This window comes from Serratia sp. 1D1416 (assembly GCF_003641105.1).
Classification (GTDB): Bacteria; Pseudomonadota; Gammaproteobacteria; order Enterobacterales; family Enterobacteriaceae; genus Serratia; species Serratia ficaria.
In genome coordinates, this window is record NZ_CP032738.1 from 4,321,784 (window position 1) to 4,335,339 (window position 13,556).

The following is a 13,556-nucleotide window of genomic DNA, read 5'->3' on the forward strand; positions in this document are numbered from 1 at the left end:
CTGCTCAGACTCTTACCGGTATTTATTAATCACTTAGGGTCATAGTTGCGGTCGCCATGTTTTTATCCAAACCTTTTTCTCGTGTTCTCGTGCTGTTCCTCGGCCTGTTGGCCGCCCTGTCTCAGGCCCACGCCGCCGCACCGCCGGTGCTGAATTCCAAGGCCGCGCTGGTGGTCAACCCACGTACCGGTAAAGTCCTCTATCAAAAACAAGCCAACCGCGTGCTGCCCATCGCTTCGCTGACCAAGCTGATGACCGCCATGGTGACGCTCGACGCCAAACGCCCGTTGGGCAACAAGATGCGGGTCACCCCCGCCGATCGCGACCTGCTGAAGAAAACCCATTCGCGGTTGACCATAGGTTCCACCCTCAGCCGCCGCGATATGCTGCATATCGCGCTGATGTCGTCGGAAAACCGCGCCGCTTCGGCGCTGAGCCGCAACTATCCCGGCGGGCGCAAGGCCTTTGTGGCGAAAATGAACCGCAAGGCGCGCGCCATCGGCATGAAGCGCGCCCGCTTCTACGATCCGACCGGTCTGACGCCGCGCAACGTCGCCAGCGCCAGGGATCTGCTGCAGATGGTCAATCACGCCTACCGCTACCAGACCATTCGCCGCTTCAGCACCGACAAACAGCAGATCGTGCGGCCGGGCCGCGGCCAACTGGTGTACCGCAGCTCCAACGGGCTGATCAACAACCCGGCCTGGAAAATTCAGTTGCAAAAGACCGGCTTTACCGACGAAGCCGGCCACTGTCTGGTGATGCGCACGGTGATCAACGGCCAGCCGGTGGTGATGATCCTGCTCGGCTCGCCGCAGCGCTACGGCCACTACAGCGACGCCGTTCGCCTGAAGGCCTGGCTGGCGTCCTGAGCGCCCGGGGCGCGCTGATGGCGCGCCCTTTACCGCCAGCCGCATATCTAAATTCGTTTTGTATCAATGGAATATCCTATCTCCAATCAGTATTAAGCCGCCGGCGATGCCCATGGTATTTGTCATGGATAACTGATGACAAAGGAGCGGGAAAATGGCTTATGCCCTGAGCATATTGGAAAAAAGTCCGATTGCCGAAGGAGAAAGCGCCGCGCAGGCGTTGGCGCGCACGCGGCATCTGGCGCAGCAGGCGGAAAGCTGGGGCTATCGCCGTTTCTGGCTGGCGGAACACCACAATACCCCGCAGCTCGCCTGCCCGTCGCCGGAGGTGCTAATCGCCTACCTGCTGGGGCAAACCTCGCACATTCGCATCGGCTCCGGCGGCGTGATGCTGCAGCATTACAGCGCCTATAAAGTGGCGGAAAACTTCAATCTGCTGGCGGCGCTGGCGCCGGGCCGGGTCGATCTCGGGGTGGGCAAGGCGCCGGGCGGCCTGCCGCTTGCCACCCAGGCGCTGCAGGCCGCCCACGATCGGCAGCGCAAGCCGGGCTTTCCCGAGCAGCTGGCCCAGCTTACCGCTCATCTGAATGACGATGCGCAGCCGGGCCTGAGCGCCACCCCGCTGCCGCCGCAGCCCGCTCAACGTTTTCTGCTCGGCGCCAGCGAAGAAAGCGCCCGGCTGGCGGCGGAACAGGGCTGGGCCTTTGTGTTCGCCGCCCATCTGAACGGCAATCCGCAGGATATCCAACGCGCGCTGGCGCAGTACGCGGCGCTGAGCGGCGGACGCAAAGCGCTGCTGGCGGTGGCGGTGATTGTCGCGGAAAGCGCCGAACAGGCGGCAACGTTGGCGGCGGGGATCCAGCAATATCGGGTGCACGTCACCGGCGCGCAAAGCGTGACCGTCGGCAGTCTGGAACAGGCGGAAAGCTTTGTGCAGCAGGCCGGCGCGACCGAATATCGCATCGAACCGCGCGAGAGCCATATTCTGCTGGGCACCGCGCGACAGGTGCGTCAACAGCTGGACCAGCTGCAGCGGCAATACGCCGTGGACGAATTCATCATCGATACCCCGATCGGCGAGCCCGCCGCCCGTTTGGCCTCTCTGCGGCTGTTGGCGCAGGAAAACCTGACGCCGGCCTAGTTGACCGCCACGCCGGCGCTCAACGCATCGGTCAAATCCTGCGCCAGCTGCGCCAATCGTTCCAGGCCGACGTTGGCCAGGCTGACGCGGATCGCCGGGCCGCTCTTCAGGCGGAAAGGCTCCCCGCCCTGCACCAACCAGCCGCGCTGCGCCATCAGCTGGGCGGCGGCGGTTTCCGAGCGCACCGGCAGCCACAGATGCAACCCTTCTCCCACCGGCACGCTCAGCGGGCTCAAGACATTCAACCGCTGGGTCAGCGCTTCGCGCCGGGCCTGATACGCCTGCCGCGCCCGCAGCAGCCCCCCATCCCGCTGCGCCTGCTCCCAGAGCCTGGCGGCAATCTGCTGCAGAATGTGGCTGACCCAGCGTTCGCTGATGTAGCGGTCGGCGCGCATCGCCTGCAACAGCTGCGGATTGCCGCAGGCCAGCGCAATGCGCAGGTCCGGGCTGAGAAACTTGCTCAGCGACAGCAGGTACAGCCCGCGATCGCCGTCGAACGGCAGATGCAGCGGCTGTTGCGACAGCGGGCCCCAAAAATCGTCGACGATCGCCAGACAGCCGCTGTGGCGCGCCAGAAATGCGCGCCACTCCTGCGCCCGCCCGGCGCTGAGAGAAATGCCGGTCGGATTTTGCGCCCGCGGCGTCAGGATCACCGCGCATGCCGCCTGGTTCTCCGGCAGCCGGCAGCCTTGCCGATCCATCGCCAGCGGCAGCGGCCGCAGGCGCAAATGCCGCAGCAGCGTCAGCAGCGGCGGCCAGCAGGGATCTTCCACCCACACCGCCTCACCCGGCTGGGCATGGCTGCGCAGCGCTTTCTCAATCGCGCTCAGCGCGCCGGAAAACACCGCCGGCTCGGACAACGCCACGCCCTGCGCCTGCAGCCAGTCAGCGGTCAGCGTGCAAAGCGCCGGCAGATCGCCGCTGATGTCATAACCGCTTTGCTGCGGAAAAACGTCCTGCACGCCCAGCGCCGGCAGCAGCGCGGCATCCAGATTGCCGCTGGCCAGGTCGCGCAGCCCCGGCGGCACCTGCGGCGCCGGGTTCACCGCCGTCAGCGGCCGTTCCAGCACCCGCGTTCCGGCGCGCCCGCGGGTGGCGACCAACCCGGCGTCGCGCAGCCTGGCGTAGGCGCTGGCGACGGTGTTGGGGTTCACCGCCAGCTCCGCCGCCAGCTGCCGCACCGGCGGCAACAGTTCGCCCGGCCGCAGCTCGCCGCTTTTGATGCGTGCGCCGATCTGTTCAGCAATCTGGACAGCGCCGCCGCCTTTTGCATACAATAAACTCATACATAAAACCTTTTTGTACTAGTTCAAATCAGAATATCAGCTTCTGCGGCTAAAGGTAAGGGTCATTGTGGATAAACATTACGTGCTCGACATTCAGTATGCAGGAAAGGCCTTCGGCCGCCTGCAGATGTTCACCCCCTGGGCCGCCGGCCAACTGGAGCAGGCCCGCGCGCTGTTCCCGGCAACCCAGGGCTACCAGCTGCAAATCAGCCAGGTTAGCGAACGCAAAATGCTCTATCAGAGCGGCAATCAGGGCATTGTCGTCCTGGGAGAATCGTGGGTGCTGGCGCCTTGCCCCGCCGTTGAGGAGGAACAACCATGAAGAAAGTGGTCGCCATTCGGCACGTCAATTTCGAAAATTTGGGCATTTTAGGCTCGCTGCTGTCGCTGCGCGGTTATCAGATTGATTATTATGATGCAGGCCGGGATGATATCCGTGCTATCAATAATGAGAACGTCGATCTGCTGGTGGTGCTCGGCGGGCCGATCAGCGCCGCGCAGCATTTTTCCGGCGAGCTGCGCTACGACTTTCTCGATCATCAGCTGGCGCTGGTGCAACAGCGTATGGCACGGCGACAGGCCACCCTCGGCGTATGCCTGGGCGCGCAGGTGGTAGCCCAGGCGCTGGGCGCCGACGTGGTTTCGCTGGGGGTCAAAGAGATCGGCTATGCGCCGCTGACGCTGGCGGCGGACGGCGACTCGGTGCTGGCGCCGCTGGCGGACACGCCGGTGCTGCACTGGCATGGCGATATGTTCATGATCCCCGCCGGCGCCCGCCGCCTGGCGGGTACCGCAGTCTGCCCGCATCAGGCGTTTGACTATCAGGACTTCGCTCTGGGCCTGCAGTTCCATCTGGAAGCCGACTATCGCGATATCGAACGCTGGCTGATCGGCCATGCCTGCGAGCTGGCGCAGGCCGGCATCGATCCGCAGGATCTGCGCGATCAGGCCGAACGGCACGGCCCGCGGCTGGAGCAGCGCGCCCGGCAGGTGTTCCAGCGCTGGCTGGATAAATACGAACAAAGGAAGTGACCATGCAACAGGCTTCTCAACGGCGTTCGCCGCCGATCGACGTGATCAGCATTCAGTCCCAGGTGGTGTATGGCAGCGTCGGCAACGGCATCGCCTACCGCACCCTGCTGAAAAAGGGGCTGGAAGCGCTGCAGGTACCCAGCGTGCTGTTCGGTTGCCCGCCCTATTACGGCCGGCCGCACGGCGGCGCCATTCCGCAGGAATGGTTCGCCGGCTTTCTCGATGACCTGATTGAACGCGGGGTGATGGAACGCACCCGGGCGGTGATCGTCGGCTATTTAGGCGAGGTGATGCAGTGCCATATTCTGGCCGACTGGCTGCAACGCGTGCGCGCGATCAATCCGCAGATAAAAATCTATATCGATCCGGTGATGGGCGACTACGGCGAAGGCATTTACGTCGATCGGCGCCTCGTCGACTGCTATCGTTCGCCGTTTTTGCACCTGGCCAACGGCCTGACGCCGAACGGCTTCGAGCTGGAGCAGCTGTGCGGGCACAGCCTGTCCAGCCGCGAACAGACCCAACGCGCCGCGCAGGCGTTGCTGAACGACACCACCGAATGGGTGCTGGTCACCAGCGCGCCGGGCGTGGCGGAAAACGAGAGTCGGGTGGGTTTGCTGCTGGTCAGCCGGGATGAGGTGCGAAGCTACAGCCATCCGAAGATCGCATCGGCGGCCAAGGGCACCGGCGACCTGTTCACCGCGCTGCTGGTCAGCCACCTGCTGCTGGGCAAAAGCCTCAGCGAGGCGATCGCGATCGCCGGCGATGAAGTCTGTGAGGTGTTGGCCGAGGCGGCGCATTTTGGCTGGGAAGAAATTGGCAGCCTGCGCGCGTTGAAGTGAAGCATCGGGGCAGCCCGCTGCCCCAGCGGAAGATCAGCGTTTCTTTTTCTTGTTGAAATCCAGTTCGAAGGCAAACACCGCGCTCTGGATTTTCCTTTCCGTCGCCAGCCCGAGCTTGAGAAAACGGCACGACAGGCGCGAAAAATGCACCACCTGGTCGTGGTCGTCCACTTCCCGATCGGCATTAACCACCACCAGCTCCATATTTACCTTGAAGCTGCCGTAGCTGCCGAGATCCAGCTGCGCTTTTTGCAGCAGCAAACCCGGCTGGAGAAACGCCGGCACCTCGCCGTCGAAACGCAGGCCGACGCCGCCGGCGGAAAGATCATGTATGCGCAGTTGATACGGCGTGCCGTCCGGGTATTCGCCGGTGCACAGAAACTCGCGCCAGTGCGGCGTGGTAATGCGGAACTGACGCCGGCGCTGAATATAGACCAGCTCCTGCGGCAGGCGGGTCGAACAGGCGGCGACGCCCTGATGTTCGGTCATCTGCGGCTGGCCGACCGCAAACTCAATTTTGGCGTCGTGGCTTTCAATCACGATGGTGAATTCGCCGTCGATCGTCGGCTGGTTCTCGTCGCCGCTGAATACGATGTTGTCCGCCCCGACGCTCAATAGCAGACTCTGAAACCGCTGTTGCTGGCTCTCCACACGCAGCGGCGTGCGTTGTTTGCAAATTTCGCGCAAAATCGCCAGAACCTCAAAACGCTCCCGTTTGATAAACAGTCCGCTATCGCTGTGTTCCACACGTCTCTCCTGACCTATTCCCACTGGGGGATGACAAAATCCTTACGGATATCATCTCTGGGAATATTCCTAAAGTCAAATTTGCCAGCGCAGCCAGGCCTGCGGCAGCAGGCGCGCCAGGCGCTTCGCCCAGGCCTGCTGGCCCCGCTCGTCGGCGATCAGATCCTGGCGAATTTCAATGCCCACGTAAGGCAAACCGCGGCGTTCCGCGTGGACCGGCAGCGTATAGTCGGTGGCGTCGGTCATGGCGTAAGGTTGGTTGACGCCGACCTGCAGATCCCCTTCCTCCCGCAGCAGTTCGGCCAGCAAATGCGCAAACTCGGGCTGGCGGTTGAACAGCAGCCCCACCGGCCAGGGCCGCGCGTCGCCTTTGAAGACCGGCGTAAAGCTGTGCATGGCGATAATGGCGGTGGGACGTTGGCGCATGTGGCGCTCGCCGAGGTGATCGTCGATGGCGCGGTGGTAAGGCAGGAAGATTTCGCGCTCACGCGCCAGCGCGTGCTCGGCGTCGATGCCGATATTGCCGGGGATCGGCGTCAGCTCGGACAGCTGCGGGATCGAACTGGCGATGCCCGGCGCGCGGTTGCAGTCGATCACCAGCCGGGAGTAGCGCTGGTGTATCAGCGTGGCGTCCAGATGGCGGCTCAGATGACGGGAAACGCTCAACGCGCCGATGTCCCAGCCGATATGGCGGTCGATCTCGCCCGGCGGCAGGCCCAGACCGCCCAACCGCCGGGGTATCGCCTGGCCGGCGTGATCGCACAGCAACAAAAACGGCGCCGCGCCCTGCGGAGTTTCAACGGCCACCGCAGGCGGTTCCTCGGCGGATAACAGTGGCGGGATAAATGACTGCGACATGGCAAGCTCCGGCGGCTCGATAACAAAACGTCTATCGTAGCGCTATCTCGCCGCCGGCCCCAAGCCGGGGCTTAGATCAAAAAGGCATGAGTGTGCGGCCGGTCACACTGCGTCCGCCGCCTGCGGCTGATGCACCGCAATGTAACGCTGGTAGCGCGCCGGTTTGAGGCGCGTGGTATCCACCAGCACCAGCCCGTCGATGCAGTTGTTGAACGCCGGATCCGTGCCGAAATCGATAAACTGCACCCCGCCCGGCTCGCACAATTCGGTGTACTGCTTGTACAACGTCGGGATCGAACAGCCGATATTGCTGAGCAGGCTTTTCAACCGCACCAGATCTTCCTGGTAGTTGTCGCCGGCGAACTGCGCCAGCACCTGCGGCAGCGAAGCGGGATAAGGCTGGCGCGACTGCGCGAACGCCTGATCCGGCGAGAAATACAGGCGATAGAAGGCGATCAACAGGTCGCGCGCCGCCAGCGGCATGCCGCCGGAGATCGACACCGGACCGAACAGATAGCGGTACTGCGGGTATTTCGCCAGGTAGGCACCGATGCCCAGCCACAGGTAGTCCAGGCCGCGCTTGCCCCAGTAGGCCGGCTGAATGAAGCTGCGCCCCAGCTCGATGCCCTGCGCCAGGATCGGCGCCATATCGCGATCGTAGTGAAACAGGCTGTTGCTGTAGATGCTTTCCAGCCCCTTGCGCTCGAGCTGTTCGGCGGTCGGGATAAACCGATAGGCGCCGACGATTTCCAGCTCGTCTTCGTCCCACAGCACCAGGTGATAATAGTCGTCGTCATAGCTGTCCAGATCGCGGCGGCGGCCGGAGCCTTCCCCCACCGCGCGGAAGGCGATTTCCCGCAGCCGCCCCAGCTCGCGCAGGATCGGGGTGCGCGCTTCATCCTGCCGGCGATACAGGAAGATGGTTTTTCCGTCCGGCGTCACCCCCAAGCGTTCGCAGTGGCTCAGCGCTTTCTTCAGCTCCAGACGATCCTCCGGCAGCGCGATTGGCGACTCGCTGGCGAACAGGCCCGGTTTGCCCTGGCCCAGGCGATACACGTGGCGACGGAAGCGTTCGGCCAGATCCTTGGCGCTGGTGTGGCCGTCGTGCCAGTTGGCGAACGGCACGCGGCCGCCGATGCGGATTTTGATGCGCCCGCCCTGCTGCTGGAACATTTCGCGCACTAACAGCAGCGTCGACAGCGGCCGATAAACCAACGAGGTAAAGTAGAACAGATTGCTGTTGCGCGCGCTGATGTGGATCGGCACGATCGGCGCGCGCGCCTTGGCGGCCAGGCGCAGGAAACCGGTATGCCAGTGGCCGTCGCGGATGCCTTTCGGGCTCATGCGCGACACTTCGCCGGCCGGGAACAGGATCAGCGCGCCCTGGTTATCCAACTGGCGCTGCATGCCTTCGATTTGCTTGCGGTTGGTTTTGTTCGCCACGTTGTCCACCGGCACAAACAGGCTGCGCAGCGGTTCGATGTAGGTCAGCAGCTGGCTGGCGACCACTTTGACGTCCGGCCGCACCGCGGCGACGGCGCGCAGCAGCACCAGCCCGTCCAGCGAGCCGATCGGGTGGTTGGCCACCAGCACCACCGGCCCCTGGCTGGGAATGTTTTCCAGGTCACCGTCCACCAGCTCGCAGCTGAGGTTGAAATGGACCACCACCTGTTCTATCAGGTCCAACCCTTTCAGATGGGGATAATCGACGGCGAACTGTTTGAATTCTTTTTCGAAGAGAAGGCTTCTCAGCAGGCTACGCTGCCAGGCGGGGGTATTGCGGTGTGGAAAGGCGTCTTGCAACAGAGAATCCAGGCTGAACATCGCGTTATCTCCTGACTTAGTCGCTGCAAACTTAAGCTAGAGGCATGACTCTAACGTGTCAGTTACATGACAAAAAAATGAAATCCCTCGACTATCAGGTATAGCAAATAATGGTGAATTAGGCAGCGAAAGCCGAACTTTCGCTGCCGATTGACCACGTGCGATACCGATCCGGATGCGGCGCGCGAATTCGTCGCCGCCACCGGCATCGACTCGCTGGCGGTGGCGATCGGCTCAGCGCACGGCCTGTACCACGGCGAACCCAGGCTGGACTTCGAACGATTGATCGACGCGCGGGCAGCCCGGCGCCGCCCATCTGCATGTCCGAAATTCGCCATCGTTTCGCCGCGTTTCATGCAATAATCGGTCTATCGAACAGAGGAGTGATCCAGATGCAGACTTTTTTAATTGACCGTATGGCCACGCCGGTGGGCGAACTGGTGCTGATCGCCGATGAGCAGGACCGCCTGCGCGCTATCGACTGGACCGATCACCAAGCGCGCCTGATGAAGCTGCTGAATACCCATTACCGGGCGGACCGTTTCCAACTGCGCGAACGGCGTAATCCCGGCGGCCTGACGGAGGCCATGCAGCGCTATTTTTCCGGGGAGCTGGCGGTGATCGACCGGCTGCCGGTGATGACCGCGGGCACCGAATTCCAGCGCACCGTTTGGCAACAGCTGCGCCAGATCCCCTGCGGCGAAATCCTCACCTACGGCGAGCTGGCCAAGCGCATCGGCCGGCCAACCGCCTCGCGCGCGGTCGGCATGGCCAACGGCTCCAACCCGATCAGCATCGTGGTGCCCTGCCACCGGGTGATCGGTTCGCAGGGCGCCCTGACCGGCTATGCCGGCGGCGTGCAGCGCAAGCAATGGCTGCTGCAGCATGAAGGCTATCTGCCAAAAGCGCTGCTTTAATCCGCCAGCAGCGCCAGGGCGCTGTCTTCGTCGGTCACCAGCCCGTTGATCCAGCGGCCGGCCAGCGCGGCGCGAATGGCGCGGTGTTTTTCCGGCCCGCCGGCCAAGGCGATCACCGGCTTTTCCGGCCGCTGGCGCAGGCCGACGCTGGTCAGACGCGCATCCAGATCGCTGGCGACGCGCGCGCCCTCGGCGTCGATAAAGTGGCCCAGCATTTCCGCCACCGCGTTGGCCGCCGTCAACCGCTGCACATCCTCCAACGAGATAAACCCATCCTGGTGCAGCGGACAGCGTTCGCCGATGGTGCCGATGCCGATAAAGGTGACGTCCGCCTGGCTGGCCTTGTCGTTCACCGTGCGGTAAATGCGGTGGTTGCACCACAGCGCGCGATCCTGCTCGCTGTCGGCGAACAGCGGCGCCGGTAGGATGAAATAGCGCCCCTGGGTTTTTTCCGCCATCCATAGCGGCACGTCGTAACGCGTACAGGAACCGTCCGAAGCAATGGCGCCGATCAGCGAAACACAGCTGTGCTGCGGCCGTTGATACTCCGCCAACTCGTCGATCGCCGCCTTCAGGCTGCGCCCCGATCCCACGCCGATAATCAGCGGCGCTTCGCTGCGGATAAACTGCGCCATCACCTCGGCGCCCGCCACCGCCACCGCCCGATTGATGCCGGCGCCGTCCATGCCCTGGCTCGGCACCACCTGACAGAGCGCCAGACCATAACGCGCGCCGAGCTGCGCGGCCAATTCCATGCTGCGGCCCACCGGATGAGCGATGCTGACGCTGACCAGGCCGTTGTCGATGGCGCAGGCCACCAACCGCTGCGCCACCTGCCGCGAGACGCCAAGCGCCTCGGCGATCTCGTGCTGGGTCTGCCCCGCAACGTAATACATCCAGGCGGCGCGCGCCGCCTGATCCAATTTCCTGTCGTGTTTACTCATCTGCCGTTCGCCCATGAAGCCTCATGCCGCCATGTTACTGCCATCACCGGCCCGGTGGCGTGCCAATTTACACTTTTGTGAGCTAAAGCCCATTTAATGGGCAAAAGTTTGATTAGGCTACAGCGCATCGACCGAGCATTTGCCCAACAAAAGGGCCTTTGCCCAAATAATCTTGGATCCACGGAGAATCTTTATGCCGCAAACCCATTCCACCCCTGCCGTCTGGCTGCACATCGGCGCCGGCTCTTTCCACCGCGCGCATCAGGCCTGGTACCTGCATCGCCTGCGGCTCGCCGGCGATCGGCGCTGGTCGATCGCGCTGGCCAATATCCGCGACGACGCCGCGCCGCTGTTGGCGGCCCTTGAGGCCCAGCACGGCGAGTACGTGCTGGAAACGGTGACGCCGCACGGGGAGCGCAGCTATGAAACCATCACCTCGATTCAAACCATCGTCCCCTGGGATGCCGAACTGGCGGCCCTGACCGCCGAAGGCGCGCGGCCCGAAACCCGGGTGATCTCTTTCACCGTGACCGAAGCCGGCTATTACCTGGACAATCAGTTCAATCTCGACCGGCAGCATGCCGATATCCAGGCCGACCTGCACGGCGCCTGCCGCACCATTTATGGCGCGCTCACCCAGCTGCTGCAGCGCAGAATGCAGCTCAATGGTGACCCCGTCACCTTGCTGAACTGCGATAACCTGCGGCACAACGGCGACCGCTTCCGCCGGGGGCTGATGCAGTTTCTTCAGCTGCGCCGCGAGGATGCGCTGATCGACTGGATCGAACGCTGCACCCGCTGCCCCAACACCATGGTCGATCGCATCACGCCGCGTCCTTCACCAGAGGTAGCGGTACGCGTCGCCGAGGCCACCGGCATTCAGGACCGGGCGCCGGTGATGGCGGAGTCCTTCATTCAGTGGGTGATCGAGGATAACTTCGCCGCAGGCCGACCGGCGCTGGAACAGGTTGGCGTCGAGCTGGTCGATTCGGTGCTGCCTTACGAAGAGGCGAAGATCCGCATCCTCAACGCCAGCCACAGCTGCATCGCCTGGGCCGGCACGCTGATCGGCCAACGCTTCATTCATGAAAGCACCCGGACCGACGCCATTCGCCAAATGGCCTGCGACTACCTCACCCAGGACGTCATCCCTTGCCTGACGCCCAGCCCGATCGACCTGACCGACTATCGCGATCGGGTTCTGGAACGCTTTGGCAATCCCGATATCCGCGACACCAACCAGCGCGTGGCCGCCGACGGCTTCTCAAAAATCCCCGGTTTTATCGTGCCGACGCTCAGCGAGTGTTTCCAGCGCGGCGAAACGCCGCAGGCCACCGCCATGCTGCCGGCGCTGTTCTTTGTTTTTATGCGGCGCTGGCATCAGGGGCGCCTGCCTTACGACTATCAGGACGGCATGCTGGATGCCCCGGCGGTGCAGCGGATGTTCGAGGCCGCCGACCCGCTTGCGGTTTACGCCGCCGATGAGGCGCTGTTCGGCGCACTGGCCCACAACGCCGGGTTTACCCAACTGCTGCGCCACGCCGTAGAGCGGGTCAACCGCTGGCTGGGCGAGTGACGGAGAACGTTATGTATCTGGGAATCGATCTGGGCACCTCGGAAATTAAAGCGATGGTGGTGGATGAACGCGGCACGCCGCTGGCCAGCGCCGGTGAAACGCTGGAGGTGCAACGTCCCCATCCGCTGTGGGCCGAACAAAACCCGGCGGACTGGTGGCGGGCGACGCAGAGCGCGATCGCCCGGCTGCGCGCCAAAATCCCGCAGCGCTGGCCGCACATCCGCGCTATCGGGCTGTCTGGCCAGATGCACGGCGCGGTGCTGATGGACAGCGAAAACCGGGTGCTGCGCCCGGCGATTTTATGGAACGACGGGCGCTGCGCGGAACAGTGCCTGCAGCTGACGCGCAGCGCCCCCCATCTGCATGCCGTCGCCGGCAATCTGGCGATGCCAGGCTTTACCGCCCCGAAACTGCTGTGGGTGGCGCGCCATGAGCCGGAAATTTTCGCGCAAACCGCCTGCGTGCTTCTGCCGAAGGATTACCTGCGCTGGATGATGAGCGGCGAGAAAATTTCCGATATGTCAGACGCCGCCGGCACCCTGTGGCTGGACGTGGCGCAGCGCGACTGGTCCGACAGCCTGCTGGCCGCCTGCGGCCTGACGCGCGATCAGATGCCGCGGCTGGAAGAAGGCAGCCGGGTGGCCGGGGTATTGAAAGGCGACATCGCCCGCGCCTGGGGGCTGAGCGACGACGTGATCATCGCCGGCGGCGGCGGCGACAACGCCGCCAGCGCGGTCGGCATCGGCGCGGTCAATCCCGGCGACGCCTTTATCTCGCTCGGCACCTCGGGCGTGCTGTTCGCCGTCAACGATCGCTTCCGCCCCAACCCGCACTCGGCGCTGCACGCATTCTGCCATACGCTGCCGAACCGCTGGCACCAGATGAGCGTCATGCTGACCGCCGCCAGCGCCCTGCGCTGGTTCTGCCAACTGACCGGCAGCAGCGAAATCCAGCTGCTGGCGGAAATCGCCCAGCTGGATCAGGCCGAACAACGCCAGGCGCCGCTGTTTCTGCCCTACCTTTCCGGCGAGCGCACGCCGCACAACGATCCGCAGGCCAGCGGCGCGTTTCACGGCCTGACGCATGCCCATCGTCGGGCGGCGCTCGGCTATGCGGTGTTGGAAGGCGTGGCGTTCGGCATGGCGGACGGGCTGTCGGTCATGCAACAGGCCGGCACCCGGCTGGAACAATGCTCGCTGATTGGCGGCGGCGCCCGCAGCGAGCGCTGGGCGCAGCTGTTGGCCGACGCGCTCCATTTGCCGATCGTCACCCATCAGGGCGGCGAAGCCGGCGGCGCCCTGGGCGCGGCGCGGCTGGGCCAGCTGGCGGACGGCGGCGCCGAAGCCGAGGTGTGCCGCCGGCCGCCGATCGAACGGCGTTTCCTGCCGGACGGCGCCGTGCAGCCGATGCTCGACGCGCGTCTGGCGACCTATCGCCGGCTGTACCAACAGCAGCTCGCGCTGCGCCAGGCCGGGCACCAATAACAATAAAACCGCTGTCCCTACATCCGCCGGCTG

13 protein-coding genes and 1 pseudogene are annotated in these 13,556 nt (G+C 64.1%); 9 read left to right on the forward strand and 5 right to left on the reverse strand.

What is annotated here, in order from left to right; translation table 11 throughout:
• Window positions 1–56 precede the first annotated feature (56 nt).
• Both pbpG and D7I37_RS20870 read left to right on the forward strand, forming a co-directional pair.
• Window positions 57–872 (forward strand): D-alanyl-D-alanine endopeptidase, encoded by an 816-nt coding sequence (pbpG, locus tag D7I37_RS20865; RefSeq protein ID WP_095097682.1) that lies wholly within the window; start codon window positions 57–59, stop codon window positions 870–872.
• Between the two features lie 154 nt (window positions 873–1,026).
• Window positions 1,027–2,013 carry an LLM class flavin-dependent oxidoreductase gene (locus D7I37_RS20870; RefSeq protein WP_095097685.1) on the forward strand — a complete coding sequence of 329 codons (987 nt, stop codon included), beginning with the start codon at window positions 1,027–1,029 and terminating at the stop codon, window positions 2,011–2,013.
• Here the strand turns inward: D7I37_RS20870 and D7I37_RS20875 are convergent.
• A complete protein-coding gene (locus D7I37_RS20875; protein ID WP_095097688.1) occupies window positions 2,010–3,299 on the reverse strand; it encodes an aminotransferase class I/II-fold pyridoxal phosphate-dependent enzyme in 1,290 nt (429 codons plus the stop codon). The genes D7I37_RS20870 and D7I37_RS20875 overlap by 4 nt on opposite strands.
• 67 nt (window positions 3,300–3,366) lie before the next feature.
• On the opposite strand from D7I37_RS20875, the gene D7I37_RS20880 reads away from it, so the two are divergent.
• From D7I37_RS20880 to D7I37_RS20890, 3 genes are read left to right on the forward strand one after another with little or no spacing between them, the layout of a single operon-like run.
• Window positions 3,367–3,621 carry a hypothetical protein gene (locus tag D7I37_RS20880; protein ID WP_061795188.1) on the forward strand — a complete coding sequence of 85 codons (255 nt, stop codon included), beginning with the start codon at window positions 3,367–3,369 and terminating at the stop codon, window positions 3,619–3,621.
• Window positions 3,618–4,331 carry a glutamine amidotransferase gene (locus tag D7I37_RS20885; RefSeq protein WP_061795187.1) on the forward strand — a complete coding sequence of 238 codons (714 nt, stop codon included), beginning with the start codon at window positions 3,618–3,620 and terminating at the stop codon, window positions 4,329–4,331. The genes D7I37_RS20880 and D7I37_RS20885 overlap by 4 nt, the downstream gene beginning before the upstream one ends.
• A gap of 2 nt (window positions 4,332–4,333) precedes the next feature.
• Window positions 4,334–5,173 carry a PfkB family carbohydrate kinase gene (locus D7I37_RS20890; protein ID WP_095097691.1) on the forward strand — a complete coding sequence of 280 codons (840 nt, stop codon included), beginning with the start codon at window positions 4,334–4,336 and terminating at the stop codon, window positions 5,171–5,173.
• A 33-nt stretch (window positions 5,174–5,206) separates the two neighbouring features.
• Here D7I37_RS20890 and D7I37_RS20895 read toward each other — a convergent pair whose 3' ends face one another.
• The 3 genes from D7I37_RS20895 to olsF form a co-directional block, all read right to left on the reverse strand.
• Window positions 5,207–5,920, reverse strand: a complete 714-nt coding sequence (locus D7I37_RS20895) for a flagellar brake protein (protein WP_061795185.1) — start codon at window positions 5,918–5,920, stop codon at window positions 5,207–5,209.
• 75 nt (window positions 5,921–5,995) lie between these two features.
• Window positions 5,996–6,778, reverse strand: coding sequence for an N-formylglutamate amidohydrolase (locus D7I37_RS20900; RefSeq protein WP_129544291.1), 783 nt, complete (start codon window positions 6,776–6,778; stop codon window positions 5,996–5,998).
• A gap of 102 nt (window positions 6,779–6,880) precedes the next feature.
• A complete protein-coding gene (olsF, locus tag D7I37_RS20905) occupies window positions 6,881–8,602 on the reverse strand; it encodes an ornithine lipid synthase OlsF (RefSeq protein WP_095097694.1) in 1,722 nt (573 codons plus the stop codon).
• A gap of 165 nt (window positions 8,603–8,767) precedes the next feature.
• Here olsF and D7I37_RS20910 point away from each other — a divergent pair.
• Both D7I37_RS20910 and ogt read left to right on the forward strand, forming a co-directional pair.
• Window positions 8,768–8,899, forward strand: a pseudogene (locus tag D7I37_RS20910) (class II fructose-bisphosphate aldolase); the annotation flags it as partial.
• Window positions 8,900–8,994: 95 nt separating this feature from the next.
• Window positions 8,995–9,519, forward strand: coding sequence for a methylated-DNA--[protein]-cysteine S-methyltransferase (gene ogt, locus D7I37_RS20915; protein ID WP_061795181.1), 525 nt, complete (start codon window positions 8,995–8,997; stop codon window positions 9,517–9,519).
• Here ogt and D7I37_RS20920 read toward each other — a convergent pair.
• Complete coding sequence (locus D7I37_RS20920) at window positions 9,516–10,463, reverse strand: sugar-binding transcriptional regulator (protein WP_061795367.1); 948 nt, start codon at window positions 10,461–10,463, stop codon at window positions 9,516–9,518. The two genes, ogt and D7I37_RS20920, sit on opposite strands and share 4 nt — an antisense overlap.
• 193 nt (window positions 10,464–10,656) lie before the next feature.
• Between D7I37_RS20920 and dalD the strand changes: the two genes are divergently transcribed.
• Both dalD and xylB read left to right on the forward strand, forming a co-directional pair.
• On the forward strand, window positions 10,657–12,039 hold the full coding sequence (gene dalD, locus D7I37_RS20925) for a D-arabinitol 4-dehydrogenase (protein ID WP_061795180.1): 1,383 nt from the start codon (window positions 10,657–10,659) through the stop codon (window positions 12,037–12,039).
• An 11-nt stretch (window positions 12,040–12,050) separates the two neighbouring features.
• Window positions 12,051–13,523, forward strand: coding sequence for a xylulokinase (gene xylB, locus D7I37_RS20930; protein WP_061795179.1), 1,473 nt, complete (start codon window positions 12,051–12,053; stop codon window positions 13,521–13,523).
• Window positions 13,524–13,556: the final 33 nt, after the last annotated feature.

Excerpts from the sequence above, each read along its gene's own strand:
- olsF (WP_095097694.1), bottom strand. The coding sequence starts at position 8,602 with ATGTTCAGCCTGGATTCTCTGTTGCAAGACGCCTTTCCACACCGCAAT.
- pbpG (WP_095097682.1), top strand. The coding sequence starts at position 57 with ATGTTTTTATCCAAACCTTTTTCTCGTGTTCTCGTGCTGTTCCTCGGC.
- D7I37_RS20870 (WP_095097685.1), top strand. The coding sequence starts at position 1,027 with ATGGCTTATGCCCTGAGCATATTGGAAAAAAGTCCGATTGCCGAAGGA.
- ogt (WP_061795181.1), top strand. The coding sequence starts at position 8,995 with ATGCAGACTTTTTTAATTGACCGTATGGCCACGCCGGTGGGCGAACTG.
- D7I37_RS20900 (WP_129544291.1), bottom strand. The coding sequence starts at position 6,778 with ATGTCGCAGTCATTTATCCCGCCACTGTTATCCGCCGAGGAACCGCCT.
- D7I37_RS20890 (WP_095097691.1), top strand. The coding sequence starts at position 4,334 with ATGCAACAGGCTTCTCAACGGCGTTCGCCGCCGATCGACGTGATCAGC.
- dalD (WP_061795180.1), top strand. The coding sequence starts at position 10,657 with ATGCCGCAAACCCATTCCACCCCTGCCGTCTGGCTGCACATCGGCGCC.
- D7I37_RS20885 (WP_061795187.1), top strand. The coding sequence starts at position 3,618 with ATGAAGAAAGTGGTCGCCATTCGGCACGTCAATTTCGAAAATTTGGGC.
- D7I37_RS20875 (WP_095097688.1), bottom strand. The coding sequence starts at position 3,299 with ATGAGTTTATTGTATGCAAAAGGCGGCGGCGCTGTCCAGATTGCTGAA.
- xylB (WP_061795179.1), top strand. The coding sequence starts at position 12,051 with ATGTATCTGGGAATCGATCTGGGCACCTCGGAAATTAAAGCGATGGTG.
- D7I37_RS20920 (WP_061795367.1), bottom strand. The coding sequence starts at position 10,463 with ATGAGTAAACACGACAGGAAATTGGATCAGGCGGCGCGCGCCGCCTGG.